This window comes from Bradyrhizobium sp. IAR9 (genome assembly GCF_013408065.1).
GTDB lineage: Bacteria > Pseudomonadota > Alphaproteobacteria > Rhizobiales > Xanthobacteraceae > Bradyrhizobium.
The window spans coordinates 474477-501104 of record NZ_JACBZW010000001.1 but is presented as its reverse complement, the minus strand read 5'-3'; the positions used below and the strand labels follow the sequence as shown (position 1 = coordinate 501104).

Genomic DNA, 26628 nt, shown 5'->3' with positions numbered 1-26628 from the left:
CTCACAATGGCGTGCCGAGCCGGCGACGGCGCGGAAACAGCACGAGGCCGAGGCCCCAGAAGCCGGCGCGCATCACCAGCGACAGGATGACGTAGAGCACGGCGACGATGATGTAGGTCTCGAACGCGCGATAAGTATCCGACTGGATGTAGTTGGCGACCGCGGTGAGCTCCTCGGCCGAGATCTGCGAGCAGACCGAAGAGGCCAGCATCAGCAGCACGAACTGGCTGGTCAGCGCCGGATAGACCTTCTCGATCGCCGGCAACAGGATGATGTGCCAGTAGATCTGGAGGCGCGACAGCGCCAGGCCCTCGGCCGCCTCGATCTGTCCGCGCGGGATCGCCTCGAAGCCGGCGCGCATGATCTCGGCGGTGTAGGCACCGACATTGATCGTCAGCGCGGCCACGGCCACTGCGAAAGCGGAGAATTTCAGCCCCAGACTGGCAAGGCCGAAATAGACCAGGAAGATCTGCACCAAGAGCGGCGTGTTGCGGATGGTCTCGACATAGACCTTGCAGGCGCCTGATATCAGCGCGTTGTGCGTTCCGCGCCCGACCGCCGCGAGCGTGCCGAGGAGGGCGCCGAGCACCGTCGCGAAGGCGGCAAGCTCCAGCGTGAGGACGGCGCCGGCGAGAAAACTCGGCCAACGCTCCAGCACTGCGGGAAAGTCGAGTTGCAGGCTCATCGTATCAGGTTCAGCCGGTGGTCTGGTTGGTCATGCGGTCGTAGACGCGGAACAGCGCCTGGTTGCCGTTGCTTCCTTCGCCATGCGCGCGCGCATCGACATACTGGCTGGTCACGAGCGCGGTGCCGGGGAGCGGCACGCTGAGCGCCTGCGCATGCTCCTGGACCAGACGAAGGTCCTTGAGCTGGAGATCGATCCGGAAGCCGGCGGAGACGTCGCCGGCGATCATCTGGGGGCCGAGCTTGTCGAGCATCCAGGAGGCGGCGGAGCCACCGAGCAGCACCCGGCGCAGCAGATTGAGATCGAGGCCCGAGGCGCGGCCAAGCGCCAGCGCCTCGCAGATCGCCTGGATGTTGATGCCGCAGATCAGCTGGTTGCAGAGCTTGACGGTCTGGCCGGCGCCCGATGCGCCGACATGCGTGATGGTGGTGCCCATCGCACGAAAGAACGGCTCGGCCTTGGCGAACGCGTCGGCGTCGCCGCCGGCCATGATCGAGAGCGCGGCATTCTTGGCGCCCACCGGCCCGCCCGAGACCGGCGCGTCGACGAAGCTGACGCCGCCCTTTTGCAGGTCGGCGTGGATCTTGCGGACCGCGACCGGCGAAATCGTGCTCATATCGACGATGAGCTTGCCTGATGGCGGCGACTTCAGCAGGCCGTGCTCGCCGTAGATGGTCGCCTCGACATGGGGCGTGTCGGGCAGCATGGTGATGACGATGTCGGCGCCTTGCGCGGCATCGGCAGGGCTGTTGGCGCGAGTCGCGCCTTCCCTGGCGCTGTCGGCAAGTGCCGCCTCATTGAGATCGAACACGCGAACTGCGTGGCCGGCCCTCAGCAAGTTGCGCACCATCTCTCGGCCCATCGTGCCGATGCCGATGAAGCCGACATTGCCCTTGTCGTTCCGTCCCATGTGATCAGTCCGTTTCTTGGTTGATTGGCTTCTTGGTTGACCGCGCTGCCGCGATCATCCCGAGGCGCTGGTCTTGTCGATGTCGCCGACGATGGCGCGCCGCCGGTACTCGTCGCCGATGGCAAAATGCTTGCGCAAGGTCGCGTCCGCCCGCTCCGGGTCGCGCGCAATCACGGCCTCGAAGATGCGGCGGTGATCGTCGATCAGATAGGTCTTCATCGACGGGAAGGCCTGCACCAGCTCACGGCGGCTGCGATGCGAATGGGTCAACAGGCCGGCCAACGAACCATGCAGGACCGTCAGCGTCTCCGAATGCGAGGCGACGACGATGGCACGGTGGAAGTCGAAGTCGGCCATGCCGCCGGCATCGGCCTCGTCGATCGTCTCGCCGATCTTCGCGAGCGCGCGCTGCAGGCGTTCGAAATCGGCAATGTTGGCGCGCTCGCAGGCGAGGCGGATCGCCTGGCATTCGATCGCGACGCGCGCCTGCATGACGTCGTCGAGCATGTCGGCCTGCTGGGCCAGCGCGAAGGTGAAGAAGTCGTTCAGCACCGAGACATCCGGCCGGGTCACCACGGTGCCGATGCGGTCGCGGATCTCGACGATGCCGAGCACGGTGAGGGCGCGCAGCGCCTCGCGCACGATCGGCCGGCTGACGCCCAGGAGAGTTGCCAGCTCGCGTTCCGAGATGAGGCGGTCGCCGGGCTTGAGCGAGCCCGCAAGCAGGCGTTCGCGCAGGAAGGCGAACACCTTCTCGAACCCTTTTTCGCCTTCGGTGGCCCGCTTCAGCTCCATTTCCGTCCCACTGGTCTGATCTTGGTCAGACCAGTATGCTGACCAATGGGCTGAGGTCAAGAGGTTCAGCTCTCAAGCCGGCCTCGGTTCCGGCCTTGGTCCACCGGCGGAGCGGCTTTTGGCCGTCGATGTCGATATCGCCCAGTCCGTGATCGGGTCGTCGGGGCGGCATCGAGGCGGCGCTCGCGGCAAACTGGACGGCGAAGCTCGACTATCTCCACATCGACCTTGGCAGCACCTATTCGACGAAGACGTTCATTCTCGACAACGACGAGTTACCGATCCGAATCCGCAGCAATGTCGATCGCGTCGGCTTCAACTCAGCGGACGATCCTCGCAGCGATACTGACACCCATTGCGGGTCGGAGTTTCGGAAAACGCATCTTGAAGAAATGGTCATGGTCACGTTGCGGCGCGCTCTCCGGGTTGCCATCATCCGTGCGAACCGCGATCATGATGCCGTGACCCTCAATTCTCTCAGAAGCAATGTTCGTCGCCTCTACGAGGGCGCAACGCCGAGCGGTGTTCGCTTCCGCTACGCGCTGCTCGCCTTCGACATCGTGACGGTGCTGTTCATCATCGCAACCTCGTTCCTGCCTCCCAGTGAGATCGTTGAAACGCTCGACGTCCTGTTCGGCGTCACGTTACTTGCCGACTTCTCGGCGCGGCTTCTGGTCGATCGGCATCCGTTTCGAAAATTCAGTCAACTTGCGACTTGGGCTGACATGGTTGCGATCGTGTCGTTCCTGGCACCGCTTGCCGGCGAGGCGGGCGGCTTTTTCCGGATCCTGCGAACGTTGGGCCTGCTTCGCGACTACCAGATGCTGGTGAGATTGCGCATCGATTCTCCGTTCTTCCGTCGCAACGAAGACGTCATCTTCGCCGTCACGAACCTGGCCGTTTTCATCTTCGTCATGACCGGGATCGTTTACGAGACTCAGAAGTTTCGCAACGATGAGATCCGGAACTATGCCGATGCCCTGTATTTCACCGTCACGGCGCTGACAACGACCGGCTTTGGCGACATTACCCTGCCGGGCACGCTCGGTCGTCTCATCACCGTCGTGATCATGATCTTCGGCGTGACGCTGTTCTTCAATCTCGCACGCGCTCTCCTCAGTCCCCACAAGGTGCGATTTCCGTGCCCGGCTTGCGGGCTCCAGAGGCACGATGCCGACGCCGTGCATTGCAAGGCCTGTGGCGTTGTTCTCAATATTCCCGACGAAGGCGCCACCTGAATCCCCGACAGAGGCATCGTGCCGGTGTTTTGCCCGACGGCAGGCAGGTCGAATTGCGGAATCAGTAACTCATTGATCCGACAGCGGTCGGCTACTGTGCATGGGGTTGTTTTTCATATTTTGGTTGAGGCGTCCTGCTGCTGACAGCATGTTGGCAGCAGGAGCTGGCTATGTCCCAGCTCTGACACAACGGGGAGCGGGTCATGCCGATCGAGGCAAGTTGTCATTGCGGTGAGACGGTGTTCGAGGTGACGGAGGTGCCTTCGAGCGTGACGCGCTGCACCTGCTCGCTCTGTGCCAAGCGCGGCGCGCTGTGGGCCTATTACACGCCGGCGCAGTTTCGTCTGCTGTCACCGCCGGACAATGTCGCGACCTATCTCTGGGGTAGCCGCACCGTCAAACATCATTTCTGTGCAAGCTGCGGCTGCGGCACCTATTCGGAGTCGCCGGACTGGTCGACCGGCAAGCCGGATTTCGACAATCCCAAGGTCGCGGTGAACGCGCGCCTGTTCGACGATTTCGATCTGGAGGCGGTGCCGGTCAACATGATCGACGGCAAGAACTTGTGGTGAGCATGCATGCGCGCCGATGTCCGCAGCACGTTCGTGCTCTTGTCGACAGTTCCTACACCATGGGGCTGGATGCGGGGACGGCGCAGCTTCTGCAAAAGGCGGCGTGGGAGACGGTGCAGGACTATTACGGGCGCTGAACTCGCGTGATCTCGTAGGGTGGGCAAAGGCGCACTTGCGCCGTGTCCACCATCTGTCTCCGTAAGCCGGGATTGCGTGGGCACGCTTCCGCCTTCGTTCGTCGAGCTACGGCGGACAAGTCGCTTTGCCCACCATTGAGGTTACTTCAACACCACCCATGCCGGCGCGTGATCGCTGGCGCCATCCTCGCCGCGGATCTTCTTGTCGACGCCGGACTTGGCCAGGCGCGGGGCGAGGGCAGGGCTGAGCAGGAGATGATCGAGCCGCAGCCCGGCATCGCGCGGCCAGCGGTTCCGCTTGTAGTCCCAGAACGTGTAGATGCGCTGGTCCGGATGCAGCTCGCGGATCGCATCGCACCAGCCTTGCTCGACCAGCGAAGCAAAGGCTGCGCGGCTCTTTGGCTGGATCAGCGCATCCTTGTCCCATGAGCGCGTCGGATAGATGTCGATCTCTGTAGGCGCGACGTTGTAGTCGCCGGCGAGCACGACCGGCAGATCCTGCTTGATGAAGCTCTTGGCGTGGCGCCTGAGGCGCGCGAACCAGTCCAGCTTGTAGTCGAATTTCGGTCCCGGCTGCGGATTGCCGTTCGGCAGGTAGATGCTCGTGACGATGATCCCGCGCACGGCGGCTTCGATGTAGCGGGCTTCGAGATCGCTCGGTTTTCCCGGCAGGCGGTCACGGGTCAGAATGGGCTCTGCATTGCGGGCGAGGATGGCGACACCGTTCCAGGCCTTCTGTCCGCGCCACACTGCGCCATAGCCGGCCTTTTCGATCGCAGCCGCCGGAAATTCGCCATCACTTGCCTTCAATTCCTGAAGCGCGACGACATCGGGCTTTGCGGCGCGCAGCCATGCCAACAGATTGGGCAGGCGGCGGTTGACGTTGTTGATGTTGAATGTCGCGATCTTCATGTAGAGCTACCGGCTCCTGCCTTCCGTACCCGGAGATACAATGTCCAAGTTGAACTTTGCCGCCATCATCGTCGCCCTCGCGTTCTCCGGGGCCGCGTCGGCACAATCGTCCGACCCGCGCGGCGCGTGCAAGGCAGACTATGACAAATTCTGCGCCGGCATCGCGCCGGGTGGAGGGCGCGTCGTCGCCTGCCTCACCGACAAGCGCGACCAGCTCAGCGCGACCTGCAAGGCGGCGCTGGACAACAGGAAGAAGAAGTAAGCGATCCCTTCCGTGTCCCGGACGCGCGCAGCGCGAGCCGGGACCTAGAAGGCGACACGGTCAGATGTAGAGAGATAGGCCCCGGCTCTGCAGTGCATGTGAAGTGCGGCGCGCGCGCCGCGTCCGGGGCACGAGAGTTCAGCCCGGCAGCGGCGGCGGGGCCGCCGGCTGCTCTACCGGCGGCGGGGAGGGCGGCTGCTCGGCGGTCTGCGCGGCCGCCGGCTTCACCAGCGGCTCCTCCACATTGCCGCCCTTGTAGAGGCGGGCGTAGCGGTGGCCGAGGCTGGTCAGCACCTCATAACCGATGGTGCCGAAATGATGCGCGAGCTCGTCGACGGTGATGCCCTCGCCGAGCAGCGTCACCATGTGGCCGCGCCGCGCTGCATTCGGCGGCAGATCAGTGATGTCGATCGCGATCAGATCCATGGAGACGCGGCCTGCGACCGGGCAGCGCTTGCCGGCGACGATAACCTCGGCGCCGCGGGTGCCGTCATTGGAGCTGGCGGCGCGGAAATAGCCGTCGGCATAACCGACAGCGATGATCGCCAGTTTCGTCGGCCGCCGCGCGGTCCAGGTGCCGCCATACCCGACGGTCTCGCCGCGTTCGATGGTGCGGATCTGCACGATGCGCGCCTTGAGGTCGACCACCGGCTGCATCGGATTGTCGGCCTCCGGCGTCGGGTTGACGCCATAGAGCGCAGCGCCCGGCCGCACCATATCGAACTGGAAGGGCGCGCCGAGGAAGATGCCGGAGGAATTGGCGAGCGCCGCGGGCACGCCGGAGAATTCGCTGGCGATGCCGCGGAAGGCTGCCAGCTGCTTGGCGTTCACCGGGCTGTTGAGCTGCTCGGCCGAGACCAGATGGCTCATCACCAGCGTGATGCCGTGATCGCCGGCATTGATGCGGGGGATGATGGCCTGCGCTTCCGATAGCGTCAGGCCGAGCCGGTTCATGCCGGTGTCGATGTGAACGGCCGTACCCCCGGTCCAGCCGGTGCGGCGGCAGAACACGTCCCATTCGGCGAGCTCGTTGAGATCGCCGATGACAGGACGGCAATTGATCTTGGCGTAGTGCTCGCCGGTGTTCTGGAAATAGCCGCCGAGCACGTAGATCGTGGGTTCCGGCACGGCTGCGCGCACCTTGCGCGCTTCCTCGATGGTGGCGACGAAAAAGGTCTTGCAGCCGGCCTTGCTCAGCGCGCGCGCGACCTCGGCGGCGCCGCAGCCATAGGCATCGGCCTTGATCACCGCCGAGCATTCGGCCGGCACCGCTGTCTTCTCGAGCTTGCGCCAATTGGCAATGATGGCGTCGAGGTCGACGGTCAGCACGCCGCCATAGGCAGCGAGCGCGGCAGCCTGGTTGGCCTCCGCGGAGAGAAGGCCGGATTGTGAGATGGTTTTCGGGTCGGACGCCATTGTCATGACGCCGTTTTACGCAAGAGGCAGGTCCTGTTCAAGGAACTCAGTAGTCGTTGCCGCTGCGAACCGGAAGCTGACTGTCAGGGGCGAGGTCGCCAAACCGCGTGACCGAGGCTTCGAAGGCCAGGTCGACGGTGCCTGTCGGCCCGTGACGCTGCTTGCCGATGATGACCTCGGCCTTTCCGTGCGCAAGACTCATGTCAAGCTGCCACTTCTCGTGCTCAGGCGTGCCCGGGCGCGGCTCCTTCATGGCGAGGTAATATTCCTCACGATACACGAACAGCACGACGTCGGCGTCCTGCTCGATCGAGCCGGATTCACGAAGGTCCGAGAGTTGCGGCCGCTTGTCGTCGCGGGATTCGACCTGTCGTGAAAGCTGCGACAGCGCGATGACGGGAACGTTGAGTTCCTTCGCCAGCGCCTTCAGGCTGGTCGTGATCTCCGTGATTTCCTGCACGCGATTATCGCTCCGCTTGCCTGAGCCCGACAGCAGCTGGATGTAGTCGATCACGAGCAGGTCGAGGCCCTTCTGCCGTTTCAGCCGGCGCGCGCGCGCCATCAGCTGCGCGATCGAAAGGCCGCCGGTCGCGTCGACATAGAACGGCAGCGATTGCAGCTCGATCGAGACCTCCCGGATCTTTTCGAAATCGGCTTCCGAGATGCCGCCGCGGCGGATGTGCGAGGAGGGAACGCCGGTGCGCTCGGCCACGATACGGGTCGCGAGCTGGTCGGCCGACATTTCACAGGAGAAGAAGCCGATCACACCGCCATTGGCGGCCTTCGTGGTGCCGTCGGCCTGGAGTTCCGGCACATAGGCTTGCGCGACATTGTAGGCGATGTTGGTCGCCAGCGAAGTCTTGCCCATGCCGGGACGGCCCGCGACGATGATGAGGTCGGAGTGCTGCAGGCCGCCCATCTTGGTGTCGAGGTCGCGCATGCCCGTCGAGATGCCGGACAGCTTGCCGTCGCGCTGGAACGCCTTTGCAGCGAGATCGACAGCGACCGCCAGCGCCTGCGAGAATTTCTGGAATCCGCCGTCATAGCGGCCGGATTCGGCGAGTTCGTAGAGACGGCGCTCGGCGTCCTCGATCTGCGCTCGCGGCGCGAAATCGACCGGGGCGTCATAGGCGACATTGACCATGTCCTCGCCGATGCCGATGAGGTCGCGTCGCAGCGCGAGGTCATAGATGGTGCGGCCGTAGTCCTGGGCATTGATGATGGTGGTCGCTTCGGCCGCGAGGCGCGCCAGATACTGCCCGATGGTCATACCGCCGACATCGGTGTCGGCGGGCAGGAACGTCTTCAGCGTCACGGGCGTGGCGATCTTGCCCATCCGGATCAGGCTGCCGGCGGTCTCGTAGATGGTCTGGTGCAGCGGCTCGAAATAATGCTTCGGCTCGAGGAAGTCGGAGACACGGTAGAACGCATCGTTGTTGACCAGGATCGCGCCCAGAAGGCTCTGTTCCGCTTCGATATTATGCGGCGCGCTCCGATAGGCGGGAGTTCCGGGCTCGGGTGCGAGTTTGAGGACGTTCGAATCAGTCAGGGCCATGGTCGGACGTGCTTAGCAATTTTCTTGGGCGGATGCGGGGCCGGGATAAAGCGCCGCCTCGGTGCAAAGCGGAAGCGAAAGCTGACCGCTATCAACCGCTCAGTTAAAATGGTGGATGATTAGCGCTCGCAGCACGCGTCGCGCTTGACGGATTTTTGCGGAACTCGTCCCGGCCAGGATGCGGCCGCGACCGCGGGAAAAATCCTGAACCATGAACCTTATGGCGTGAACCTGATGGATTGGAGCGCAGACGAATCCAGAGGCGCGCGAAATGACGCACGCTGGCGGCCTTGGGCTCGCCTTCAGACCAGCAGGAGGTAGACCAGCGCAGCCAGAGCCGCCCCGACGCCGGTAACGATCAGGGCGTAATCGGTGCGGAGGTCGTCCTGCACGTCGAATGAGGTTTGGGTCTCTTTGCTCATGGCGACGGTCTAGGCCAGGCCCGACCAGACTTATGTGAATTGGATCACATCTCCCCGGAATCTTTCGGGGGTAAGACGGGAACAGGCAGGCGGGGGAGGGAATTGTCTCCCGCGATCCGTCAACAGGGAACGAGGCAGGCGATGCGGCCAGAACGGCAGCACCAGATTTGGCGGAGCGAGGCAGGTAGCCGGCTTTGGCTCTCAGGGCTGATTGCGGCCATGGAGCACGCGGAACGGCCGGAAATACGTCGCCAGCCTGTCGCCCCGGAAATCCTGGTTGAGCTGAAGGCGCAACTGGCGTTAACGGCCAGTTTCCGCTCCTCCCAAATTTCGACCCTGCGTCACTAGGACCTGTTCACCAGACCAGGACCTATTCACCAGCCAATTTCAGCCTGGGCTTGCTCGTGCGTTCGCGAGCTCGCAGCCGGGCTTCTTCACGCGGCATGTAGTCGCGGGTCATCGGCACCACGCCCTGGCGCCGGGTGAGCTGGATCTGGAAGTTCATCATGGCTTGCTTGCGGAACGTCATCTCGCAGGCCGCCAGATAGAATTCCCACATCAGCGCGAAGCGCTCGTCGTAGAGCTGCACGGCCTCCTCGCGCCGCGCCATGAAACGTTCCCGCCAGGCCTTCAGCGTCTCCGCGTAATGCAGGCGCAGGATCTCGATATCGCAGACCAGGAGGCCGGCGCGCTCGATCGCCGGCAGCACCTCCGACAGCGCCGGGATGTAGCCGCCAGGGAAGATGTATTTGGCGATCCAGGGATTGGTCGAGTCCGGGCCCTGTGAACGGCCGATCGCGTGTAGCAGCATGATGCCGTTTTCGCTCAACAGCTCGGCGCAGCGTTGGAAGTAGGTGTCGTAGAAGCGGGCGCCGACATGCTCGAGCATGCCGACCGAGACGATGCGGTCGAACGGGCCTTCGACGTCGCGATAGTCCTGGAGCAGGAATCTGGCCGAGCCGGTGAGGCGCTTTTCGGCCGCGCGCGCGTTGGCGAGCTGCAACTGCTCGCTCGACAGCGTCACGCCGGTGACGTCGGCGCCGGCGATCTCGGCGAGGTAGAGCCCGAGCCCGCCCCAGCCGGAGCCGATGTCGAGGACGCGCTGGCCGGGCCTGACCAGCAGCTTTGCGGCGATGTGCCGTTTCTTGGCGAGCTGCGCGTCGTCGAGCGTCGCGTCCTGCGTCTCGAAATAGGCGCAGCTATATTGCTTGTCGGCGTCCAGGAAGAGCGAATAGAGCCGGGCATCGAGATCATAGTGATGCGCGACGTTGTGGCGGGAGCGCGAGCGCGGATTGAATTGCTTCAGATGCCGCGTCAGGTAGCGCAGGCGCCACCAGGGTTTTGCCCACTGCGGCAATAGGTCGGGTTGATCGAGCAGGATCGCGAGGGCATCAGCTATGGTGCCGCGCTCGACGACGAACTCGCCGTCCATATAGGCCTCGCCAAGCCCGAGCTCGGGATTGACGAGGATCTTCCGCTCCGCCTCCGCGGTGACGAAGCGCACCGCGACCGGCTCGCCAGTGCCGTCGCCGACGGTGAACTTCGATCCGCGCGAGGCGGTCACCGTCATCGTGCCGCGGCGGATGAATTGAGACAGAAATCTACGCAACAAGAGGTCCATCGACACCTTCCTCTCGAGCGAACCCGAAGGGATGCGACTAACCCGGCCTTCACTTCTGACGCCCAGGTGACGCAGCGGTTCCTATGCGCTTGCATCCAAATTTAGGGAGGCAGGATCGGCTACGCTAATGCGCTGAGTTCACAGCCGATATTCGCAAACCGCTTAATCACATCCTTGCGCGTGGTGCCTGCTTCCATTCGTGGCTCAATCGGATAAAAGGTGACCGCTGCCGCGCCGGACGCCGGCTGCACCTCTCGGAATTCAATGGAGATGATGGGAATGTCGAGCCGAGCGCTCAGCCTCGCGACGGTATTGCTTCTGATCGGCTTCGGCGCGGCCGATACCGCTTTTGCGCAGGTGACCAACCTCGAGGCCGGCAAAACCCCGTCCCAGCTTTTCGCGCAGACCTGCAATGCGTGCCACAAGAGCCCGCGCGGACTTCTGAAGTCCGTCGCGCCGGGCTCGCTGCCGGGCTTCCTGCGCCAGCACTACACCACGAGCTCGGACATGGCGGGCATCCTCGCCTCCTATCTCGTCTCCAACGGTGCCACCGACACCCGCTACCAGGCCAAGGACGGCAAGAAGGACGGCGCCAGGGAGAAGGACGCCAGCACCAATCCCGAGCATCAGGGCCGCCGCCCGCGCGCCCAGGACGCGGCCAAGCCGGACGGCGAGGCTGCTGCTCCCGCAGCCGAGGGTGCGCGCCAGAAGCGCGCCGCACGCCCGGCCGAGGAGGGCACGAAGCCCGAGGGACAGGCTGCGCCCGAGGGACGCAAGAGCAAGCGCCGCGCCAAGCCCGGTACCGAGGAGGCGCCGAAGGTCGATGCCGCCGCGCCAGCCACTGACGAGAAGAAGAGCGAGCCCAAGCTTGAATCCAAGTCCGAATCCAAGCCTGAGTCCAAGCCCGACACGGCCAAGGTCGAGCCCGGTCGCGACGAGGCCAAGCCCGACAGCGGCAAGGCATCCGAGAAGCCCGTTGAGACCAGGCCCGATAGCGCCAGGGTCGAGCCCCGCGGCAGTGACGCTCCGGCGCTGCGGCCCGATCCGGTCCCGGCGGTAACGCCGGCTGCGAAGCCTGCCGAGCCAGTCGCGCCCAAACCGGCGGAAGAGGCCGCTCCCAAGCCGGCCCCGCCTGCGGCCAGCTCCGAACCGGCGACCAAGCCGCAGCAGCCGGCACCGCCCGCGACCGCTGCAGCCCCGCCTGCCGCGCCGGCCGAGCAGTCCGGTCCGCCAACGCCGCCCATCTCGCGCTAAGCCAGCGACGTTTTTGATCGACATGCGGCGGCCGCGTTCATCGCGGCCTCCGCATTGCATTGACCGCGCTTAGAGTATTGCTCTAGAGTGCTACTCTAGGAGGCGTCCATGACGGCGAGCGTGCGGAACGACCTGTTGGCAGCCGGGCTGATCGTGTTCGACCGCGTCGGCTTCGAAGCCGCGACGGTGGCCGCGATCCGCACCCGGGCGCGCGCCTCCAATGGCAGCTTCTTTCACGCCTTCGGCTCGAAGAAGGAGCTTGCCGGTGCGCTGTTTCTTGAGGTCTTGCGGCACTATCACGCCGCGGTGCTGGCGGCGCTCGATCCCGTGCCCGATGCGGAGCAGGGCATCGACCGACTGATCCGGGCACATCTTGAGTGGGTCGTGACCAGCCGGCGCGAGGCGCGCTACCTGTTCGAGATTTCGCGAAGCGAGTGGGGGGAGGAAGTTCGCGACGCCCAGCGCGCGCAGAATGCGCGGCTCGCCGACGGCATCGAGCGCTGGCGCGCGCCGCTGGTTGCAAATGGCGAGCTCTTGCCGATGACGCCGGTGATGTTCGTCAGCCAGCTCATCGGTCCCGCGCAGATCTTCTGCCGTGCGTTCCTGTCGGGACGCGACCGCGCCGATCCGCGCGTCGAGGCCGATACGCTGATCGCCTGCGCAATCCGCGCGCTGGTCCCGCCCGATCGCATCAACAAACAATAAGGAGAGGCTGCATGCGCAACGACGCAGATCCTGAATTTGCACCGATCGCCGAGCACATCCATGCCAATGTCGGCCGGCAGGGTTTCATGAACCTGGTCGGCGCCGAGCTCTCGGAATTGTCGCGCGGCACCTGCACGATCGCCGTGGACCGCCGGCCGGAGTTGCTGCAGCAGCACGGCTTCTTCCACGGCGGGGTCACCGCCTTCCTGGTCGACAACGCCACGACGATCGCAGCCGCGACCTCGCGCGGCCAGCCGGCGCTGACGGCGGAATACAAGCTCAACCTGCTGTCGCCCGCGGTCGGCGAGAAGCTGATCTGCCGCGCGAGGGTGATCAAGCCGGGCCGCCAGGTGTCGGTGGTCGCGGCCGACGTGTTCTGTGTCAGCGGCGGTGTCGAGAAGCACACGGCAACGGCGCTGGCCTCGATCGCGATGTTGAGCGAGGACGTCGCCGCCAAAACGAAAAGCCCGGCCGCCTGAGGCGACCGGGCCTTAGTCGTGCCCGTCATTCCGGGATGGGCGCAAGCGCCAGACCCGGAATCTCGAGATTCCGGGTCTAGTCCTTCGGACCATCCCGGAATGACGAGTTGAGCCGCTTACTTCTCTTCCGCGGCCGGCGCCGGCGCGACGTCGTCGTGCTCGGCTTCCGGATCGAAGAACTCGCCGGCGGCGGCGATCGCCTCGGCGGCTGCGTCGCGGTCCTCGTTGCGGGTCGAGATGTCCTCGCCGCGGTTGATGCGCTCGGCCTCGTCCTGGCTGCGCGCGACCGTCACGGTGATCTCGACCTCGACCTCGGGGTGGACGGCGACGGTGATCGCGTGCTTGCCGATGGTCTTGATCGGCGCGTCGAGCTGGATCTGCGGGCGGGCGAGCGAAACGCCATCGGCCTCGAACGCGATGACGATGTCACGCACGTTGACCGAGCCGAACAGCTGGCCGGCTTCCGAGGCCTGACGGATCACGATGATGTTCTTGCCTTCGATCTTCTCGGCGACCTTGGCAGCTTCGCCCTTCGAGGCGAGGTTGCGGGCCTCGAGCTCGGCCTTCATGCCGTCATACTTGGCACGGTTGTCGGCGGTGGCGCGCAACGCCTTGCCGCGCTTGAGCAGGAAATTGCGGGCATAGCCGTCGCGAACCTTCACGACTTCGCCCATCTGGCCGAGCTTGTTGACGCGTTCCAGCAAAATGACTTCCATATTCGTTCTCCTTTTGAAGTGCTCTGTAAGGTTTCGGTTTCGGGTTGAACTCAAGGGGTCGGCAACGGCGGCGGTTGCCGGCTGCGCAGGAAGCGTTCGCGGAAGCCGAACACGGCATCCGCAAGGCCGAGGATTACCATCGCGATCACGGGCCATCCGAACACGACCACGGCGGCATAGGCCGAGCCGAGCCAGAAGGTGCGGCTCTTCAGTGCCAGCGTGAGCGTATGCAGCACGGCAAAGCCGGTTACCGCATAGCCCATCATGAGCGCGGCCGCGGTGATCTGGGCGACGATCGCGAGCAGCCCGCCGGTGAAGCAGAAGGCGAGCGCGATGCACAGCGCCACCAACGTCATCGGCGGCAGCTCGGCCGTCCTCATATCCGGCCACGGGCGTCGCAACCGGCCCGACGTCGCCGTGACCTTGGCGCTGAGCCAGAGGTTGAGGGTCAGCGTCATCATCGCGATGATGGTAGCCCCGGCTGGTGCGATCCGCACCAGCGCGTCGACGAACTGTCCGGCTTCGCCGGAGGTTTGCGGGTCGGTGGCCCGGAGCAGGCGCATCAGGCCGCGTCTGAGCGTACCAATGATGGTCTCGGCGTCGGTCCCGAGCGTGAGCAGGGCGGCGATCGTGGTCAGCGTGGCGAAGCCCGCGAGCCACAGCAGGATGCGGCCGACCGGATACCATTCGAGCTCGGGCTCGGCGGGCGCGGTGGCGTCAGGCGCGACATGTCCCACGGCAACCTTTCCCACAGGACGGCTGAGCAGCACGAGATGGCCGAGCCACCACGCCGGCAGCGCGACGGTGAGGGCGAACGCGATGCAATAGGGCAGGCCGAACAGGGCACCGAGGCCGATCGCAGCAGCGATGCCGCCGAGGCTTGCGCAAAGCGGTCCCCAGCCGATCGCGGCGACCATCAGCGGCAGCGGTGCGAGATAGAACAGGACGAGCGAGATCAGCGCGCCCGAAATGATCGAGGCGAACATCAGGGCCGACGCAGCGCCGGCGATCAAGGCTATCAGCACAAAGGCCATCATCAGCTGTCCCGCTCCCTTCGAGCGGTTAGAGGCATCTCGCCCCAACCATCGGCGACCGGACGATCCGGAAGCCTTATGAGTTCAGAAAAGTCGCGACCGGCGGCTTGGCGCCGCCGGTCGAATTGGTCGTATCAGCGAATGACGTAGGGCAACAGGCCCAGGAACCGCGCGCGCTTGATGGCGCGGGCGAGCTCACGCTGCTTCTTCGCGGACACCGCGGTGATGCGGCTCGGCACGATCTTGCCGCGCTCGGAGACGTAACGCATCAAGAGCTTGGAGTCCTTGTAGTCGATCTTGGGAGCATTGGCGCCCGTGAACGGGCAGCTCTTGCGACGACGGAAAAACGGGCGGCGTGCACCAGCTTCAGCCATTGTTCTTACTCCCCATCCGTCGCGGTGGTTTCAGCTTCTTCGCGTGGACGGCGCGGGCCGCGGTCGCCACGGAAGCCACCGCCTTCACGATCGCCACCACGGAAACCACCCTCGCGGTCACCGCGGAAGCCGCCTTCACGCTCGCCGCGGAAGCCGCCGCCACGATCGTCACGCTCGCGGTCACGGTCGGCCTTGCGCATCATCGCAGACGGGCCTTCCTCGAGTTCCTCGACGCGGACGCTGAGATAGCGGATGACGTCTTCGCTGATGCGCTCCTGGCGCTCGATCTCGGCGATCGCCGCGGACGGCGCGTCGATGTTGAGCAGCACGAAGTGCGCCTTGCGGTTCTTGTTCATGCGGTAGGTGAGGGAGCGTACGCCCCAATTCTCGGTCTTGGTGACCTTGCCGCCGAGACCCTCGACGATACCGGTCATCTGCGCAGTCAGCTCTTCGACCTGCTGCGTGCTCGCGTCCTGACGCGCGAGAAAGACATGCTCATAAAGAGCCATGGTGGTCCTTTCCTCATGTTGGCGCATCGCCCGGCGTCAAGCCCTTAAGAGGCCTTCGGAAAGGACTCTGGGATTAAGCTCAGAAGGCGGAAACACGGGACGACGGGCCGACTGGCCCTGCCACACCAAAATCACGAATGACTTGCTGAGACCGTCCGTTCAGCTCCCGGCCGGGGTCTGCGGATGCGCGCCTTATACGGATTTTGGCTGACTTGGCAAGGAGCGCCTCGTTTTCGGCCAGACGGTGCTGACAGGCGCGTCCAAACCACCCTCCCGTACCAGCTTGACCTATTTGTTTGTATGTCATACAAATAATGGATCGGGAGGTGCTAATGGCGGGTGAATCGGTCCAGGCTCCGCTTGAGGCGTCGGCGGGTGATCCGAAGCACGCTGCGCGGGCCACACGGTCGGCCGGCCGCAAGATGCGCTCGCTGCTGCTGGATGCAGCAAGTCCGCTGTTCCGGGAGCGCGGGCTGTCGGGCACGGCGATCACCGACATCGCGGCCGCCGCGGACGCCTTCCCAAGCCAGATCACCTACTACTTCCGCACCAAGGAGGCGCTGTTCGTCGAATGCGCCTGCCGCGACCTCTTGTATCTGGCGCGTGCGACCGAGCAGGCGGCGCTGAAGGCGCGCACGCCACGCGAATACACGCATGCGCTGGCGGAGACCGTGACGGCGAGCGATTCAGTGGCTTTCTTCGCCGAGGCGCTGACATTGACGCGGCGCCGCCAGGATCTCGCACCGCTCGTCGAGCGCACGATCGAGCGCCTGCACGGCGAAGGCGCGCGCGCCTATGCGAGCCAGGTGGCGCGGCACGGCTGGCGCTCCCTGCGCGCGCCCGACGAAAGCTCGCGGCGGTTCTGGGCCGTCGCTATCGGCGTCATTCTCGAAGGCTACGCCATGGGCCGTTCGCCCGAGGCGCTCTGTGCCGAGATGCTGCGCGTGCTGGGCGAGCAAGCGAAATCTGATGACGCAGCGCGCCTGCGTCTTGTCGAGGGCCGCGAGGCATCAAGCAATTCGAACGAGGAAGGCTAGGCCATGACCGCTCTTCGCATGCGTGCCCGCGATTTCCTGACCGACGACCAGCTTGCCGACGTGCGAGAGCGTGTGACCTGGAAAGGTGTTGCTCTGATCGTGCACGCCTGGGCGCTGATCATTGGCGCGATCGCCCTGGTCGCGTGGTGGCCCAATCCGGTCACCTATGTCCTCGCCGTTGCAATCATCGGCTCGCGCCAGCTGGGCCTTGCGATCCTGATGCATGATGGCGCGCATGGCTGCCTGTCCGCCGACGAGAAAACCAATCTGGCCCTGAGCCAGTGGCTCTGTGCCTATCCGCTGTTTGCGGAGACGCGCAGCTACCGGCGTTACCACCTGCAGCACCATGCGCGCACGCAGCAGGAGGATGATCCCGATCTCGTGCTGTCGGCACCGTTTCCGATTACGAAGCTGAGCTATCGCCGCAAGTTCATTCGCGACATCACCGGACAGACCGGCTACCAGCAGCGCAAGGCGCAGCTGCTCAATGCGCTCGGTCCGAAGGACTGGCCGTGGCGGCAGCGTCTGGCGTATTTCTGGGACAAGCTCGGCCCGCAATGCCTCCTCAACGCCGCGATGTTCGCCGCGCTCGCGGCGGCCGGCATATGGTGGGCCTATCCGCTGCTCTGGCTGGTGCCGCTCCTGACCTGGATGATGGTCATCACCCGCATCCGCAACATTGCAGAGCATGCCGTCGTCCCCGACAGCAGCGATCCCCTGCGCAACACCCGCACCACGCATGCCAATGTTCTCGAGCGCCTGTTCATCGCGCCGTACTACGTCAATTTTCACCTCGAGCATCATCTGCTGTTCTACGTGCCCTGTTACAATCTGCCGAAGGTCCATCGCCTGCTGAGCGAGAGCCGGCATGCCGGCCGCATGGAGGTGCAGCCGAACTACGCGGCGGTGTTGCGGCTGGCGACGGGAAAGCCTGACAGGGAGGATCGGCCGGGGCAGTTGGCGAGCAGCGCGCGCCGTGCGCAGGCCGGAGCGGAGGTCGATGCCAACCAGACCGCCGGTGGGTTTTGAGGGGGCGCATCCCCAGTTGAGTGCTGCTCGAAGTTCCCATCTCGGCTTGACAGTCCGGCCCCGGACAGTGTCTACGGCCCCCTTTGGAGCACGATCCGGAACCATGGCCTAACGCCGTGCGTAATCGGCTGCCGGTTCTCGCGGGGATCGTGTCCGACAAGCAGGGAGCGCCGATGACGGCTGCATTCACATTTCCTGGGCAGGGTTCCCAGGCGGTCGGCATGGGCAAGGCCCTGGCCGATGCCTTTCCGGTGGCGCGCGCCGTGTTCGACGAGGTCGATGCCGCGCTCGGGGAGAAGCTGACGGCGATCATCTGGGATGGTCCGGCCGAAACCCTCCAGCTCACCGAAAACGCCCAGCCGGCGCTGATGGCGGTGTCCGTCGCCACCCTGCGCGTGCTGGAGGCTGAGGCTGGATTTTCCGTGGGACGAGATGCGGCCTTCGTCGCCGGCCACTCGCTCGGTGAATATTCGGCGCTGGCCGCGGCCGGCAGCCTGACGGTCTCGGATACCGCCCGCCTGCTTCGCACCCGCGGTCTCGCAATGCAAAAGGCCGTCCCGGTCGGCGCCGGCGCGATGGCCGCACTGCTCGGTCTCGACTACGAGGCCGCCATGGAGGTCGCCAAGGAGGCGGCGCAGGGGCAGGTCTGCCAGGCCGCCAACGACAATGGCGGCGGGCAGGTTGTCGTCTCGGGCGACAAGGCCGCGGTCGATCGCGCCGTCGAGATCGCCAAGACCAAGGGCGCCAAGCGCGCGATGCTGCTGCCGGTGTCCGCCCCGTTCCATTGCAAGCTGATGCAGCCCGCTGCCGACGCCATGGCCGAAGCGCTGTCGAAGGTCACGATCAAGGCCCCGGCTTCGCCGCTGGTGTCGAACGTGCTGGCGAGCGCCATCACCGATCCCGACGAGATCCGTCGCCGCCTGGTCGAGCAGGTCACCGGCACCGTGCGCTGGCGCGAGTCGGTTGCCTATATGGCGGGGCAGGGCGTCACCCGGTTCTTCGAGATCGGCGCCGGCAAGGTGCTATCCGGTCTCGTCAAGCGCATCGCGGACGGCGCCGTCGGCGTTTCGGTCGGTGGACCGAACGACATTGCCGCCGCCAAGGATGCATTGGCCGCTGCCAAGCAGGGCTAAAGCGCGATTTCTCGTCGCGCTTGAGTTTTTCAGTTTACGCACGATCTTCGGAAAACCGCTGCGCACTTTTCCGGATCGTGCTTTGGAGGAGTTTTCGATGTTCGATCTGACTGGCAAAAAGGCGCTCGTCACCGGCGCGACCGGCGGTATCGGCGGCGCGATCGCGCAGGCGCTGCATGCGCAGGGCGCGACCGTTGCGATATCAGGAACGCGCAAGGAGGTGCTGGACGAGCTTGCCGGCAAGCTCGGCGAGCGCACCCATGTGCTGCCCTGCAATCTCTCCAAGTCCGACGAGGTCGAGGCGCTGGTGCCCGCTGCGGAAGCGGCAATGGGCCAGGTCGACATCCTCATCGCCAATGCCGGCATCACCCGCGACAATCTCTTCGTGCAGCTCCGTGACGAGGATTGGGAGGAGGTCATCAACGTCAATCTGACCGCGACCTTCCGCCTGGCACGCGCCGCCACCAAGCTGATGATGCGCAAGCGCTTCGGCCGCATCATCGCCATCACCTCGGTGGTCGGCGTCACCGGCAATCCCGGGCAGGGCAATTACACGGCGTCGAAAGCGGGCCTGATCGGCATGATCAAGACGCTTGGTGCCGAATACGCCAAGCGCGGCGTCACCGCCAACTGCATCGCACCGGGCTTCATCAAGACGCCGATGACCGATGCGCTCAACGACAAGCAGCGCGAAACGATTCTGACCAAGGTTCCGGCCGCCCGCCTGGGGACGCCCGAGGATATCGCGGCGGCCGCCGTCTACCTGAGTTCGAACGAAGCAGCCTACGTCACCGGCCAGACCATTCACGTCAACGGCGGCATGGCCATGATCTGAAGCGCTCGTTCCGCACTGCCCACATGGGCTGTGCGGATGCGGCAAACGGCCGTTTCCGGAGGGAAATGAGGCTTATAGTCAAGGCAGTTGAAGTATGATAACCGGACGCTCAACGGATGGGCAAAGAACGCCATTGCAGGTTTTTGAAACCCTGTATATTGGCGATGCGGAGCCTTGGCCGTCGTTCGCCGGGCCCTGTATCGGTTAGGATGGGGCCAAATCAAAGTTCGTAAGCGAAGGCAAGTAACACGACCACGACGGCTCGTATCGTCCCGGGGGGTCGGGTCTACAGGGAACAACACGAGGTTATGCAATGAGTGACATTGGCGAACGGGTTAAGAAGATCGTGGTCGAACACCTTGGTGTTGAACCCGAGAAGGTTGTCGACGCCGCGAGCTTCATCGACGACCTCGGCGCCGACAGTCTGGACACCGTCGAGCTGGTGATGGCGTTCGAAGAAGAATTCGGTTGCGAGATTCCGGACGACGCTGCGGAAACGATTCTCACCGTCGGCGACGCCACGAAGTTTCTCGAGAAGAACGCGAAGAGCTAAGGCTCTTCATTTTCGCGGGGACAACATTGAAACCGGACGGGCCGCTTCCCAGCGGTCAGCCGGTTTCTTGTTATTGGCCGTGAATCTTTCGATGCGGAGTTTTCGGATATGAGGCGGGTTGTCGTCACTGGTCTCGGCATGGTGTCGCCACTCGGCTGCGGCGTCGAGCCAACCTGGAAGCGCATCCTCAACGGCGAGAGTGGTGCGCGCAGGATCGAGAGCTTTGATGTCTCCGATCTTCAGACCAAATACGCCTGCACGGTCGTGCGCGGCGACGGCAGCAACGACACCTTCAATCCCGACAAGTGGATGGAGCCGAAGGACCAGCGCAAGGTCGACGACTTCATCATCTTCGGCATGGCCGCCGCCGGCCAGGCGCTCGACGATGCCAACTGGCATCCCGAGACCGAAGAGGACAAATGCGCGACCGGCACCATGATCGGATCGGGCATCGGCGGCCTCAACGGCATTGCCGAGACCGCGATCCTGCTCAAGGAGCGCGGACCGCGCCGGGTGTCGCCGTTCTTCATTCCGGGCCGCCTGATCAACCTGGCTTCCGGCTACGTCTCGATCGCGCACGGGCTGAAGGGACCGAACCATTCGGTGGTCACGGCCTGCTCGACCGGTGCGCACGCCGTCGGCGATGCCGCCCGCCTGATCGCGCTGGGCGATGCCGACGTGATGGTCGCAGGCGGCGCCGAATCGCCGATCAGCCGCATCGGCATTGCCGGCTTCAACGCCGCGCGCGCGCTGTCGACCGGTTTCAACGAGACACCCGAAAAGGCCTCGCGTCCCTACGACAAGGACCGCGACGGTTTCGTGATGGGCGAGGGCGCCGGCGTCCTCGTGCTGGAAGAGCTCGAGCACGCCCGGCGCCGTGGCGCCAGGATCTACGCCGAGGTGATCGGTTACGGTCTTTCGGGTGATGCCTATCACATTACCTCGCCGTCGCCCGATGGCGATGGCGGCTTCCGCAGCATGTCGGCCGCGCTCAAGCGCGCTGGCCTCACCGCCTCCGATCTCGACTACATCAACGCGCACGGCACCTCGACGCCGCTCGGCGACGAGATCGAGCTCGGTGCCGTCGAACGTCTGCTCGGCAATGCTGCCTCCAAGGTTGCGATGTCCTCGACCAAATCGTCGACGGGCCATCTCCTGGGTGCGGCGGGTGCGATCGAGGCGATTTTCGCCATTCTCGCGATTCGCGATAATGTCGTGCCGCCGACGATCAACCTCGACAATCCGTCGGTGGAGACTGCGATCGATCTCGTGCCGCATACGGCGAAGAAGCGAGAGGTCAACGTCGCCTTGTCGAACTCGTTTGGTTTTGGCGGTACCAATGCGTCGGTGATCGTGCGGCGCCTCGCCAGTTAGTTTAAGTTTGAGACGAATCCACCGTTTTGCCGTATTCGGCGATAGTCATGGAAGTGGGCGCGTGTTTGGCAGGGCAAGCGATTGTCGGGCCGCGATTGAACCGGCAGGATTCAGGTTGTTTCGATGAGTGAAAGGCCGCCCATTTCGCCCCGGAGTCCGCGGGCAGCGCTCGAGCCCGAGCAGGTCCCGCCGCCGCCGAAGCGATCGGACCGTGCGCGCAATCCCTTCGTGATCGTCGGCAACGCCATCATCACCCTCCTGCTGATCGCCATGCTCGGCGCCGGCGGCGTCTATTATTACGGCCGGCAGGTGCTCGAGGCGCCCGGGCCGCTCAAGGATGACAAGATCGTCAACATCCCCCAGCGTGCGGGCAAGCGCGACATCGCCGAGACGCTGAACCGGGAAGGCGTGACCGACATCAACCCATGGGTGTTCATCGCCAGCGTTGCCGCGTTGAAGGCGAGCTCGGACCTCAAGCCGGGTGAATATTCGTTCCAGAAGAACGCCTCGCTCCGCGACGTCATCGCCACCATCGTCGAGGGCAAGGTGGTGCAGCACGCCGTCACGATTCCGGAAGGGCTCACCTCCGAGCAGATCGTGGCGCGCCTGTCCGACAACGACATCTTCACCGGCAGCGTGCGCGAGCTGCCGCGTGAGGGCACGCTGCTGCCCGAGACCTACAAATTCCCGCGCGGGACCCCGCGCGAGCAGGTGGTCCAGCGCATGCAGCAGGCGCACAAGCGCGTGCTCGCCGAGATCTGGGAACGCCGCAATCAGGACATTCCGGTCAAGTCGCCGGAGCAGCTGGTGACGCTCGCCTCCATCGTCGAGAAAGAAACCGGCAAGCCCGACGAGCGCAGCCGCGTCGCCGCCGTGTTCGTCAACCGCCTGAAGCAGCGGATCAAGCTGCAGTCGGATCCGACCATCATCTACGGCCTCGTCGGCGGCAAGGGCACGCTGGGCCGGCCGATCAAGCGCAGCGAGATCACGCAGCCATCGCCCTACAACACCTATGTGATCGAAGGCCTGCCGCCGGGCCCGATCTCCAACCCCGGCCGCGCCTCGCTGGAGGCCGCCGCCAATCCGGCCCGCACCCGCGACCTCTATTTCGTCGCCGACGGCACCGGCGGGCACGCCTTCACCGAGACTTACGACGCCCATCAGAAGAACGTCGCCAAGCTCCGCGCCATGGAAAAGCAGATCCAGAACGACACGGTGGAGCCGGCCGAGGATGCGCCGCCGCCCGCCGCCGTCGCGCCCGGAGCCGCCGATACGCCGACGGCGACCACGCCGGCCCGGCCCAACCAGCAGAAAAAGCCGCCGGCGGCACGCCCCGCCGCTCCAGCACCGGCGCGGCAGGGCGCGGTGCAACCCTCGCCGCCGGTGGTCCAGCGCTAGGCGCGTTGCAGACCTGCTTGCCGGCTTTGCGGATTCCACTTTCCTGCAAAATAGTCTTAAGATTCGCGTGGCTTGATGCCTCGCGAATCCCGTGTTTCTGGAGAATTTGACCTGATGGCGCTGTCGTCCATGACCGGCTTTGCGAGATGCCACGGCGCAAGCGGGCCGTATACGTTCGAATGGGAATTGAAATCGGTCAACGCCAAGGGCTTTGACCTCAGGGTGCGGCTGCCGCAGGGGTTTGACGAGCTCGAGGCCCACGCCAAGAAACGCGCCGGCGAGCTGCTGTCGCGCGGCACCGTCTATGCCAATCTCACCGTCAAGCGCGCCAACGCTGCGGCCACCGTTCGCGTCAACGAGGACGTGCTCAACGCCGTGCTCAAGGCCGCCGCGGTCATCGCCGGCAAGGTCGACGCGGTGGCGCCGAGCATCGACGGCCTGCTCGCCATCAAGGGCGTCGTCGAGGTCGCCGAGCCCGAGGGCGACGAGGAGGAGGACAAGGCCGCGCGCGCTGCCGCAGCCGAAGCCTTCGACAAGGCGCTCGCCGATCTCGTCGAGATGCGCAAGCGCGAGGGCACTTCGCTCGGGCAGATCCTGACCCAGCGGGTCGACGAGGTCGAGCAACTCGCGAAGAAAGCCGAAGTCGCACCGGGGCGCAAGCCGGAGGCGATCAAGGCGAGGCTCGCCGAGCAGATCGCGAGCCTGCTCGACACCTCCGACCGTTTCGATTCCGACCGCCTGATGCAGGAGGCGATCCTGATCGCCACCAGGGCCGACATCCGCGAGGAGCTCGACCGCATTGCTTCCCACATCGCGCAGGCGCGCGAGCTGATCGGCAAGGGCGGCCCGATCGGCCGCAAGCTCGACTTCCTGGCGCAGGAGTTTCACCGCGAGGTCAACACCTGCTGCTCGAAGTCGAACGACATCGAGCTGACCAATACGGGCCTCGCCATGAAGAACGTGGTCGAGCAGTTCCGCGAGCAGGTCCAGAATCTGGAGTGATCGATGACGAGCGGCGGTCACGGAACTGACGGTGTCGAGCGGCGCGGATTGATGTTCGTGCTGTCCTCGCCCTCGGGTGCGGGCAAGACGACGCTGTCGCGTCTTTTGATCGACCGGATGTCCGGCCTGAAAATGTCGGTATCCGCGACCACGCGGCCGATGCGGCCGGGCGAGGTCAACGGCAAGGATTATCTGTTCGTCGACAAGCCGCGCTTCGAGGCGATGGTGAAGGGTGACGAGCTGTTGGAATGGGCGACCGTGTTCGATAACAGTTATGGCACACCGCGCAGCCCCGTCGAAGCCGCGCTATCGTCCGGGCAGGACGTGCTGTTCGACATCGACTGGCAGGGCACGCAGCAGCTGCGCGAAAAAGCCCGCGCCGACGTCGTCAGCGTCTTTATCCTGCCGCCCTCGGCGGCGGATCTCGAAAAGCGTCTGCACTCGCGCGCGCAGGATTCCGACGAGGTGATCCGCAAGCGCATGAGCCGCGCCAGCCACGAGATGAGTCACTGGGCCGAGTACGACTACATCGTGATCAACCACGACGTCGACGAGGCGTTTGCCGAGGTGCAGTCGATCCTGAAAGCCGAGCGCCTCAAGCGCGAGCGGCGGATTGGCCTCGTTGGCTTCGTGCGAGGTTTGCAAGGGCAGCTGCAGGGCTAGGCTGCGGCAGCCGCGGCCCTTGCTTCGCCAGCCGTTCCAGCATCGCGGTGATCACGTCGACGTCGACGGCATCTCCGGCCTGCGCATCTACCGGCGCATCTTCATGGTGATCGACGGCCTTTTCGTCGCCGATGTCCTTGGCCGCGAGCCGCGGGGGCGATGCCTCGATCTCGAACTTTCCGTTGAAAATGTCGGCCTTGTCGAGTTCGGCGGCCTTGTTGCGAATGGACGCGGATTGCGCCGCGATCCTGCCGATCTCCCTGGTGAAGGCTGCGATTTGCGCGGTCTGCGGCGGCCGAACTTCATCGAAGTCGACGGGGCCCTGCTGTGCGCGCGGCGTGACGGCGGGCTCCGCACCGAGCCAGGGTGCGCGGCTTCCGTCCTGGTCCTGAGGCGCCCAATCGTCCCAATGCCCGCGACGGTCGGCGGCGGCCTGGACGCGTACGCGTCCGCCGGCGAAGCGGTAGATGACGCTGGCGAGGATGCCGGCGAGCGCCAGCGCGCCGCCGATCACGAGCAGCAGCATCTGCACCGAGCCGGCCGGCTTGTCGGCGGTGCCGTCTGCCCCGGCCAGCGCCATCGGCGCGGGAGGCTTTGCCGGCTTCGCGCTTGGTGGCGCGGTGGCCGCAACGGGAGCTGGCCGCGGGGCGGGCGCGGCGGACGCCGGGGAGGCCTCGGGCCAGCGCGCGGTCACGGCCGGCTGCTGCGCGTTGGTCTCGGGCGCGCCGCTTGGTGGTTGCTGGGCGACCGGCTGCGCATTGGTTGCGGCGGGCGCGGGCGCGCTCGTGTTAGGCATGCCTGGTGCGGCACTCGTCTGCGGAGCGATGTATTCGGCGCGCGCGTTCTGCATTGCTTGCGGCGCGGCTGAATCCGCCTCGGGTGCGTCGGTCGTCGCCTGCGCGGTCTGGGAGGATTTGCCGCCTGCGGCGCGCAGATACCAGCATTGCCGCTTGGTGGTGCGGTCGAGACGATAGTACCAGTGTTGCCCCTGCGGCGCGGCACCCTTCGGGGAGGCGAGGCAGTCGGCGGCCGCGTTGGCTGTGCTCGATGGCGCCGGCGCATTCTGCGACACGGCGGCCAGTGGCGCGCCGGCAATGATGCTGCCGACTAGCGCGGATACGAATTTTGCGGTGCGGTTGCCCATCCTGGTCTCCCGGTTACGCATGACGCAACTCTCAACCAGCCCTTTGTCATCAAAGACTTGGGTGGCAATGAGCCGCAAATCCGGAGAGGATGTGGCTTGAATTGGGCTTGCGGCGCGTTCGTTCCGCCGCGAGATCAGGTATTTCCCGGGCGTTACTGCTTCGCCGAGCTCCAGGTTCCGCCGCAACCATCGGAGCGCCCCCCGGTTCCGGAGCCGCTGCGGGCGCCGAGACAGCCGGAGCCGGTGAAGGTCACACCGTCGCCTTCACCGACCGTGCGAGCCGCTCGGGCTGACGGTTCCAGTGACGGGGCGAAAGGTGCGTGAGAGAGGGGCGGCGCAGACCGGGCGGTGGAGGGGCACGAGAGCCGACTTCGGTAGGATGGGTAGAGCGAAGCGAAACCCATCGTGCTCTTGCTTGCGCCGATACATGATGGGTTTCGCAAATGCTCTACCCATCTTACGGCTCTTCCTCATCAGCACACACGCCTTCCCGTTCTCGCGGCGCATCTCGCCCGAGGCTTGCTGTCGTCGCGCCCCATGAAGACCAAAGGGCGCAGGGAAGGCCGGGCGCCGGCGGCACCCGCAAGTCCGTGCGCGACGAAGATGCACACGGGGTGGACCACAGGTGATGCCGGTCGCCCGGCCTTCCCTGCGCGGATGGTTTTAACGGTGTCCTTCGTGCTCTCCTCGGGGAGCGATGCACTATTGCCCCCGTCGCCTTGCGGGAATGATCGATGCACGTGCCCGGTCGGGCCGCCGCATCACCGCAAGCCTTGACGCACAGACCCCGGGCGTCAGGACCACACGACTTCTCCGTCCGCGGACGATCCCGCCGGAATATCCGGAGGCTTGCGTGTGCTCGCC

Annotated in this window: 27 protein-coding genes and 1 pseudogene; 16 read left to right on the top strand and 12 right to left on the bottom strand. The window is 65.1% G+C overall.

What is annotated here, in order from left to right; translation table 11 throughout:
• Position 1: 1 nt before the first annotated feature.
• From GGD67_RS02435 to GGD67_RS02425, 3 genes and pseudogenes are all read right to left on the bottom strand, one after another.
• Positions 2 to 685, bottom strand: coding sequence for an amino acid ABC transporter permease (locus GGD67_RS02435; protein WP_018317592.1), 684 nt, complete (start codon positions 683 to 685; stop codon positions 2 to 4).
• A gap of 10 nt (positions 686 to 695) precedes the next feature.
• Positions 696 to 1598, bottom strand: a pseudogene (locus GGD67_RS02430) (NAD(P)-dependent oxidoreductase); the annotation flags it as partial.
• A 51-nt stretch (positions 1599 to 1649) separates the two neighbouring features.
• Positions 1650 to 2390: a FadR/GntR family transcriptional regulator gene (locus GGD67_RS02425; protein ID WP_018317590.1), complete on the bottom strand. Its 741-nt coding sequence runs from the start codon at positions 2388 to 2390 to the stop codon at positions 1650 to 1652.
• 398 nt (positions 2391 to 2788) lie between these two features.
• Between GGD67_RS02425 and GGD67_RS02420 the strand changes: the two genes are divergently transcribed.
• The 3 genes from GGD67_RS02420 (at position 2789) to GGD67_RS02410 (ending at position 4337) form a co-directional block, all read left to right on the top strand.
• On the top strand, positions 2789 to 3628 hold the full coding sequence (locus GGD67_RS02420) for a potassium channel family protein (protein WP_246784230.1): 840 nt from the start codon (positions 2789 to 2791) through the stop codon (positions 3626 to 3628).
• A 203-nt stretch (positions 3629 to 3831) separates the two neighbouring features.
• A complete protein-coding gene (locus GGD67_RS02415) occupies positions 3832 to 4200 on the top strand; it encodes a GFA family protein (RefSeq protein WP_038946492.1) in 369 nt (122 codons plus the stop codon).
• Positions 4197 to 4337 (top strand): hypothetical protein, encoded by a 141-nt coding sequence (locus GGD67_RS02410; RefSeq protein WP_157644253.1) that lies wholly within the window; start codon positions 4197 to 4199, stop codon positions 4335 to 4337. Before GGD67_RS02415 ends, GGD67_RS02410 begins: the two co-directional genes overlap by 4 nt.
• A gap of 141 nt (positions 4338 to 4478) precedes the next feature.
• Here GGD67_RS02410 and GGD67_RS02405 read toward each other — a convergent pair whose 3' ends face one another.
• On the bottom strand, positions 4479 to 5249 hold the full coding sequence (locus GGD67_RS02405) for an exodeoxyribonuclease III (protein WP_092252806.1): 771 nt from the start codon (positions 5247 to 5249) through the stop codon (positions 4479 to 4481).
• 40 nt (positions 5250 to 5289) lie between these two features.
• Between GGD67_RS02405 and GGD67_RS02400 the strand changes: the two genes are divergently transcribed.
• Positions 5290 to 5511: a cysteine rich repeat-containing protein gene (locus GGD67_RS02400; protein WP_018317585.1), complete on the top strand. Its 222-nt coding sequence runs from the start codon at positions 5290 to 5292 to the stop codon at positions 5509 to 5511.
• A 138-nt stretch (positions 5512 to 5649) separates the two neighbouring features.
• On the opposite strand, the gene alr is transcribed toward GGD67_RS02400, so the two are convergent.
• The 3 genes from alr to GGD67_RS02385 form a co-directional block, all read right to left on the bottom strand.
• On the bottom strand, positions 5650 to 6927 hold the full coding sequence (alr, locus tag GGD67_RS02395) for an alanine racemase (protein WP_179731397.1): 1278 nt from the start codon (positions 6925 to 6927) through the stop codon (positions 5650 to 5652).
• Positions 6928 to 6973: 46 nt separating this feature from the next.
• The gene (locus tag GGD67_RS02390; protein ID WP_018317583.1) at positions 6974 to 8482 is read right to left on the bottom strand and encodes a replicative DNA helicase; all 1509 of its coding nucleotides are present in this window, start codon (positions 8480 to 8482) and stop codon (positions 6974 to 6976) included.
• A 792-nt stretch (positions 8483 to 9274) separates the two neighbouring features.
• Positions 9275 to 10525: a cyclopropane-fatty-acyl-phospholipid synthase family protein gene (locus tag GGD67_RS02385; protein ID WP_179730708.1), complete on the bottom strand. Its 1251-nt coding sequence runs from the start codon at positions 10523 to 10525 to the stop codon at positions 9275 to 9277.
• 279 nt (positions 10526 to 10804) lie between these two features.
• Here GGD67_RS02385 and GGD67_RS02380 point away from each other — a divergent pair, with 279 nt between their 5' ends.
• From GGD67_RS02380 to GGD67_RS02370, 3 genes are all read left to right on the top strand, one after another.
• Positions 10805 to 11779, top strand: a complete 975-nt coding sequence (locus GGD67_RS02380; RefSeq protein ID WP_179730707.1) for a hypothetical protein — start codon at positions 10805 to 10807, stop codon at positions 11777 to 11779.
• A gap of 108 nt (positions 11780 to 11887) precedes the next feature.
• Positions 11888 to 12484, top strand: a complete 597-nt coding sequence (locus GGD67_RS02375; RefSeq protein ID WP_179730706.1) for a TetR/AcrR family transcriptional regulator — start codon at positions 11888 to 11890, stop codon at positions 12482 to 12484.
• Positions 12485 to 12495: 11 nt separating this feature from the next.
• Positions 12496 to 12963, top strand: a complete 468-nt coding sequence (locus GGD67_RS02370; protein ID WP_018317578.1) for a PaaI family thioesterase — start codon at positions 12496 to 12498, stop codon at positions 12961 to 12963.
• A gap of 116 nt (positions 12964 to 13079) precedes the next feature.
• On the opposite strand, the gene rplI is transcribed toward GGD67_RS02370, so the two are convergent.
• From rplI to rpsF, 4 genes are all read right to left on the bottom strand, one after another.
• Positions 13080 to 13679: a 50S ribosomal protein L9 gene (gene rplI / locus GGD67_RS02365; protein ID WP_018317577.1), complete on the bottom strand. Its 600-nt coding sequence runs from the start codon at positions 13677 to 13679 to the stop codon at positions 13080 to 13082.
• Positions 13680 to 13729: 50 nt separating this feature from the next.
• Entirely contained in the window at positions 13730 to 14716 is a 987-nt protein-coding gene (locus GGD67_RS02360) for a hypothetical protein (protein ID WP_018317576.1), read from the bottom strand.
• A gap of 131 nt (positions 14717 to 14847) precedes the next feature.
• Complete coding sequence (gene rpsR, locus GGD67_RS02355) at positions 14848 to 15087, bottom strand: 30S ribosomal protein S18 (RefSeq protein WP_007592020.1); 240 nt, start codon at positions 15085 to 15087, stop codon at positions 14848 to 14850.
• A 5-nt stretch (positions 15088 to 15092) separates the two neighbouring features.
• A complete protein-coding gene (rpsF, locus tag GGD67_RS02350) occupies positions 15093 to 15596 on the bottom strand; it encodes a 30S ribosomal protein S6 (protein ID WP_179730705.1) in 504 nt (167 codons plus the stop codon).
• A 332-nt stretch (positions 15597 to 15928) separates the two neighbouring features.
• On the opposite strand from rpsF, the gene GGD67_RS02345 reads away from it, so the two are divergent.
• The 9 genes from GGD67_RS02345 to gmk all read left to right on the top strand — a co-directional run bounded on the left by GGD67_RS02345 (position 15929) and on the right by gmk (position 24620).
• The gene (locus GGD67_RS02345; protein WP_092253091.1) at positions 15929 to 16633 is read left to right on the top strand and encodes a TetR/AcrR family transcriptional regulator C-terminal domain-containing protein; all 705 of its coding nucleotides are present in this window, start codon (positions 15929 to 15931) and stop codon (positions 16631 to 16633) included.
• A gap of 3 nt (positions 16634 to 16636) precedes the next feature.
• Positions 16637 to 17662: a fatty acid desaturase family protein gene (locus GGD67_RS02340; protein ID WP_179730704.1), complete on the top strand. Its 1026-nt coding sequence runs from the start codon at positions 16637 to 16639 to the stop codon at positions 17660 to 17662.
• Positions 17663 to 17835: 173 nt separating this feature from the next.
• On the top strand, positions 17836 to 18795 hold the full coding sequence (fabD, locus tag GGD67_RS02335) for an ACP S-malonyltransferase (RefSeq protein ID WP_026201874.1): 960 nt from the start codon (positions 17836 to 17838) through the stop codon (positions 18793 to 18795).
• 97 nt (positions 18796 to 18892) lie between these two features.
• A complete protein-coding gene (fabG, locus tag GGD67_RS02330) occupies positions 18893 to 19630 on the top strand; it encodes a 3-oxoacyl-[acyl-carrier-protein] reductase (RefSeq protein WP_026201873.1) in 738 nt (245 codons plus the stop codon).
• 313 nt (positions 19631 to 19943) lie between these two features.
• Complete coding sequence (locus GGD67_RS02325; protein ID WP_008130699.1) at positions 19944 to 20183, top strand: acyl carrier protein; 240 nt, start codon at positions 19944 to 19946, stop codon at positions 20181 to 20183.
• A gap of 108 nt (positions 20184 to 20291) precedes the next feature.
• The gene (gene fabF, locus GGD67_RS02320; protein WP_092252899.1) at positions 20292 to 21557 is read left to right on the top strand and encodes a beta-ketoacyl-ACP synthase II; all 1266 of its coding nucleotides are present in this window, start codon (positions 20292 to 20294) and stop codon (positions 21555 to 21557) included.
• A gap of 123 nt (positions 21558 to 21680) precedes the next feature.
• Positions 21681 to 22955 carry an endolytic transglycosylase MltG gene (gene mltG, locus GGD67_RS02315; RefSeq protein WP_018317569.1) on the top strand — a complete coding sequence of 425 codons (1275 nt, stop codon included), beginning with the start codon at positions 21681 to 21683 and terminating at the stop codon, positions 22953 to 22955.
• Between the two features lie 114 nt (positions 22956 to 23069).
• Positions 23070 to 23957, top strand: coding sequence for a YicC/YloC family endoribonuclease (locus GGD67_RS02310; RefSeq protein WP_018317568.1), 888 nt, complete (start codon positions 23070 to 23072; stop codon positions 23955 to 23957).
• 3 nt (positions 23958 to 23960) lie between these two features.
• Positions 23961 to 24620, top strand: coding sequence for a guanylate kinase (gene gmk / locus GGD67_RS02305; RefSeq protein ID WP_179730703.1), 660 nt, complete (start codon positions 23961 to 23963; stop codon positions 24618 to 24620).
• On the opposite strand, the gene GGD67_RS02300 is transcribed toward gmk, so the two are convergent.
• Positions 24553 to 25785 (bottom strand): hypothetical protein, encoded by a 1233-nt coding sequence (locus GGD67_RS02300; protein ID WP_179730702.1) that lies wholly within the window; start codon positions 25783 to 25785, stop codon positions 24553 to 24555. The two genes, gmk and GGD67_RS02300, sit on opposite strands and share 68 nt — an antisense overlap.
• Positions 25786 to 26628 lie beyond the last annotated feature (843 nt).

Excerpts from the sequence above, each read along its gene's own strand:
- GGD67_RS02435 (WP_018317592.1), bottom strand. The coding sequence starts at position 685 with ATGAGCCTGCAACTCGACTTTCCCGCAGTGCTGGAGCGTTGGCCGAGT.
- GGD67_RS02425 (WP_018317590.1), bottom strand. The coding sequence starts at position 2,390 with ATGGAGCTGAAGCGGGCCACCGAAGGCGAAAAAGGGTTCGAGAAGGTG.
- GGD67_RS02420 (WP_246784230.1), top strand. The coding sequence starts at position 2,789 with ATGGTCACGTTGCGGCGCGCTCTCCGGGTTGCCATCATCCGTGCGAAC.
- GGD67_RS02415 (WP_038946492.1), top strand. The coding sequence starts at position 3,832 with ATGCCGATCGAGGCAAGTTGTCATTGCGGTGAGACGGTGTTCGAGGTG.
- GGD67_RS02405 (WP_092252806.1), bottom strand. The coding sequence starts at position 5,249 with ATGAAGATCGCGACATTCAACATCAACAACGTCAACCGCCGCCTGCCC.
- GGD67_RS02400 (WP_018317585.1), top strand. The coding sequence starts at position 5,290 with ATGTCCAAGTTGAACTTTGCCGCCATCATCGTCGCCCTCGCGTTCTCC.
- alr (WP_179731397.1), bottom strand. The coding sequence starts at position 6,927 with ATGGCGTCCGACCCGAAAACCATCTCACAATCCGGCCTTCTCTCCGCG.
- GGD67_RS02390 (WP_018317583.1), bottom strand. The coding sequence starts at position 8,482 with ATGGCCCTGACTGATTCGAACGTCCTCAAACTCGCACCCGAGCCCGGA.
- GGD67_RS02385 (WP_179730708.1), bottom strand. The coding sequence starts at position 10,525 with ATGGACCTCTTGTTGCGTAGATTTCTGTCTCAATTCATCCGCCGCGGC.
- GGD67_RS02380 (WP_179730707.1), top strand. The coding sequence starts at position 10,805 with ATGTCGAGCCGAGCGCTCAGCCTCGCGACGGTATTGCTTCTGATCGGC.
- GGD67_RS02375 (WP_179730706.1), top strand. The coding sequence starts at position 11,888 with ATGACGGCGAGCGTGCGGAACGACCTGTTGGCAGCCGGGCTGATCGTG.
- GGD67_RS02370 (WP_018317578.1), top strand. The coding sequence starts at position 12,496 with ATGCGCAACGACGCAGATCCTGAATTTGCACCGATCGCCGAGCACATC.
- rplI (WP_018317577.1), bottom strand. The coding sequence starts at position 13,679 with ATGGAAGTCATTTTGCTGGAACGCGTCAACAAGCTCGGCCAGATGGGC.
- GGD67_RS02360 (WP_018317576.1), bottom strand. The coding sequence starts at position 14,716 with ATGATGGCCTTTGTGCTGATAGCCTTGATCGCCGGCGCTGCGTCGGCC.
- rpsR (WP_007592020.1), bottom strand. The coding sequence starts at position 15,087 with ATGGCTGAAGCTGGTGCACGCCGCCCGTTTTTCCGTCGTCGCAAGAGC.
- rpsF (WP_179730705.1), bottom strand. The coding sequence starts at position 15,596 with ATGGCTCTTTATGAGCATGTCTTTCTCGCGCGTCAGGACGCGAGCACG.
- GGD67_RS02345 (WP_092253091.1), top strand. The coding sequence starts at position 15,929 with ATGGCGGGTGAATCGGTCCAGGCTCCGCTTGAGGCGTCGGCGGGTGAT.
- GGD67_RS02340 (WP_179730704.1), top strand. The coding sequence starts at position 16,637 with ATGACCGCTCTTCGCATGCGTGCCCGCGATTTCCTGACCGACGACCAG.
- fabD (WP_026201874.1), top strand. The coding sequence starts at position 17,836 with ATGACGGCTGCATTCACATTTCCTGGGCAGGGTTCCCAGGCGGTCGGC.
- fabG (WP_026201873.1), top strand. The coding sequence starts at position 18,893 with ATGTTCGATCTGACTGGCAAAAAGGCGCTCGTCACCGGCGCGACCGGC.
- GGD67_RS02325 (WP_008130699.1), top strand. The coding sequence starts at position 19,944 with ATGAGTGACATTGGCGAACGGGTTAAGAAGATCGTGGTCGAACACCTT.
- fabF (WP_092252899.1), top strand. The coding sequence starts at position 20,292 with ATGAGGCGGGTTGTCGTCACTGGTCTCGGCATGGTGTCGCCACTCGGC.
- mltG (WP_018317569.1), top strand. The coding sequence starts at position 21,681 with ATGAGTGAAAGGCCGCCCATTTCGCCCCGGAGTCCGCGGGCAGCGCTC.
- GGD67_RS02310 (WP_018317568.1), top strand. The coding sequence starts at position 23,070 with ATGGCGCTGTCGTCCATGACCGGCTTTGCGAGATGCCACGGCGCAAGC.
- gmk (WP_179730703.1), top strand. The coding sequence starts at position 23,961 with ATGACGAGCGGCGGTCACGGAACTGACGGTGTCGAGCGGCGCGGATTG.
- GGD67_RS02300 (WP_179730702.1), bottom strand. The coding sequence starts at position 25,785 with ATGCGTAACCGGGAGACCAGGATGGGCAACCGCACCGCAAAATTCGTA.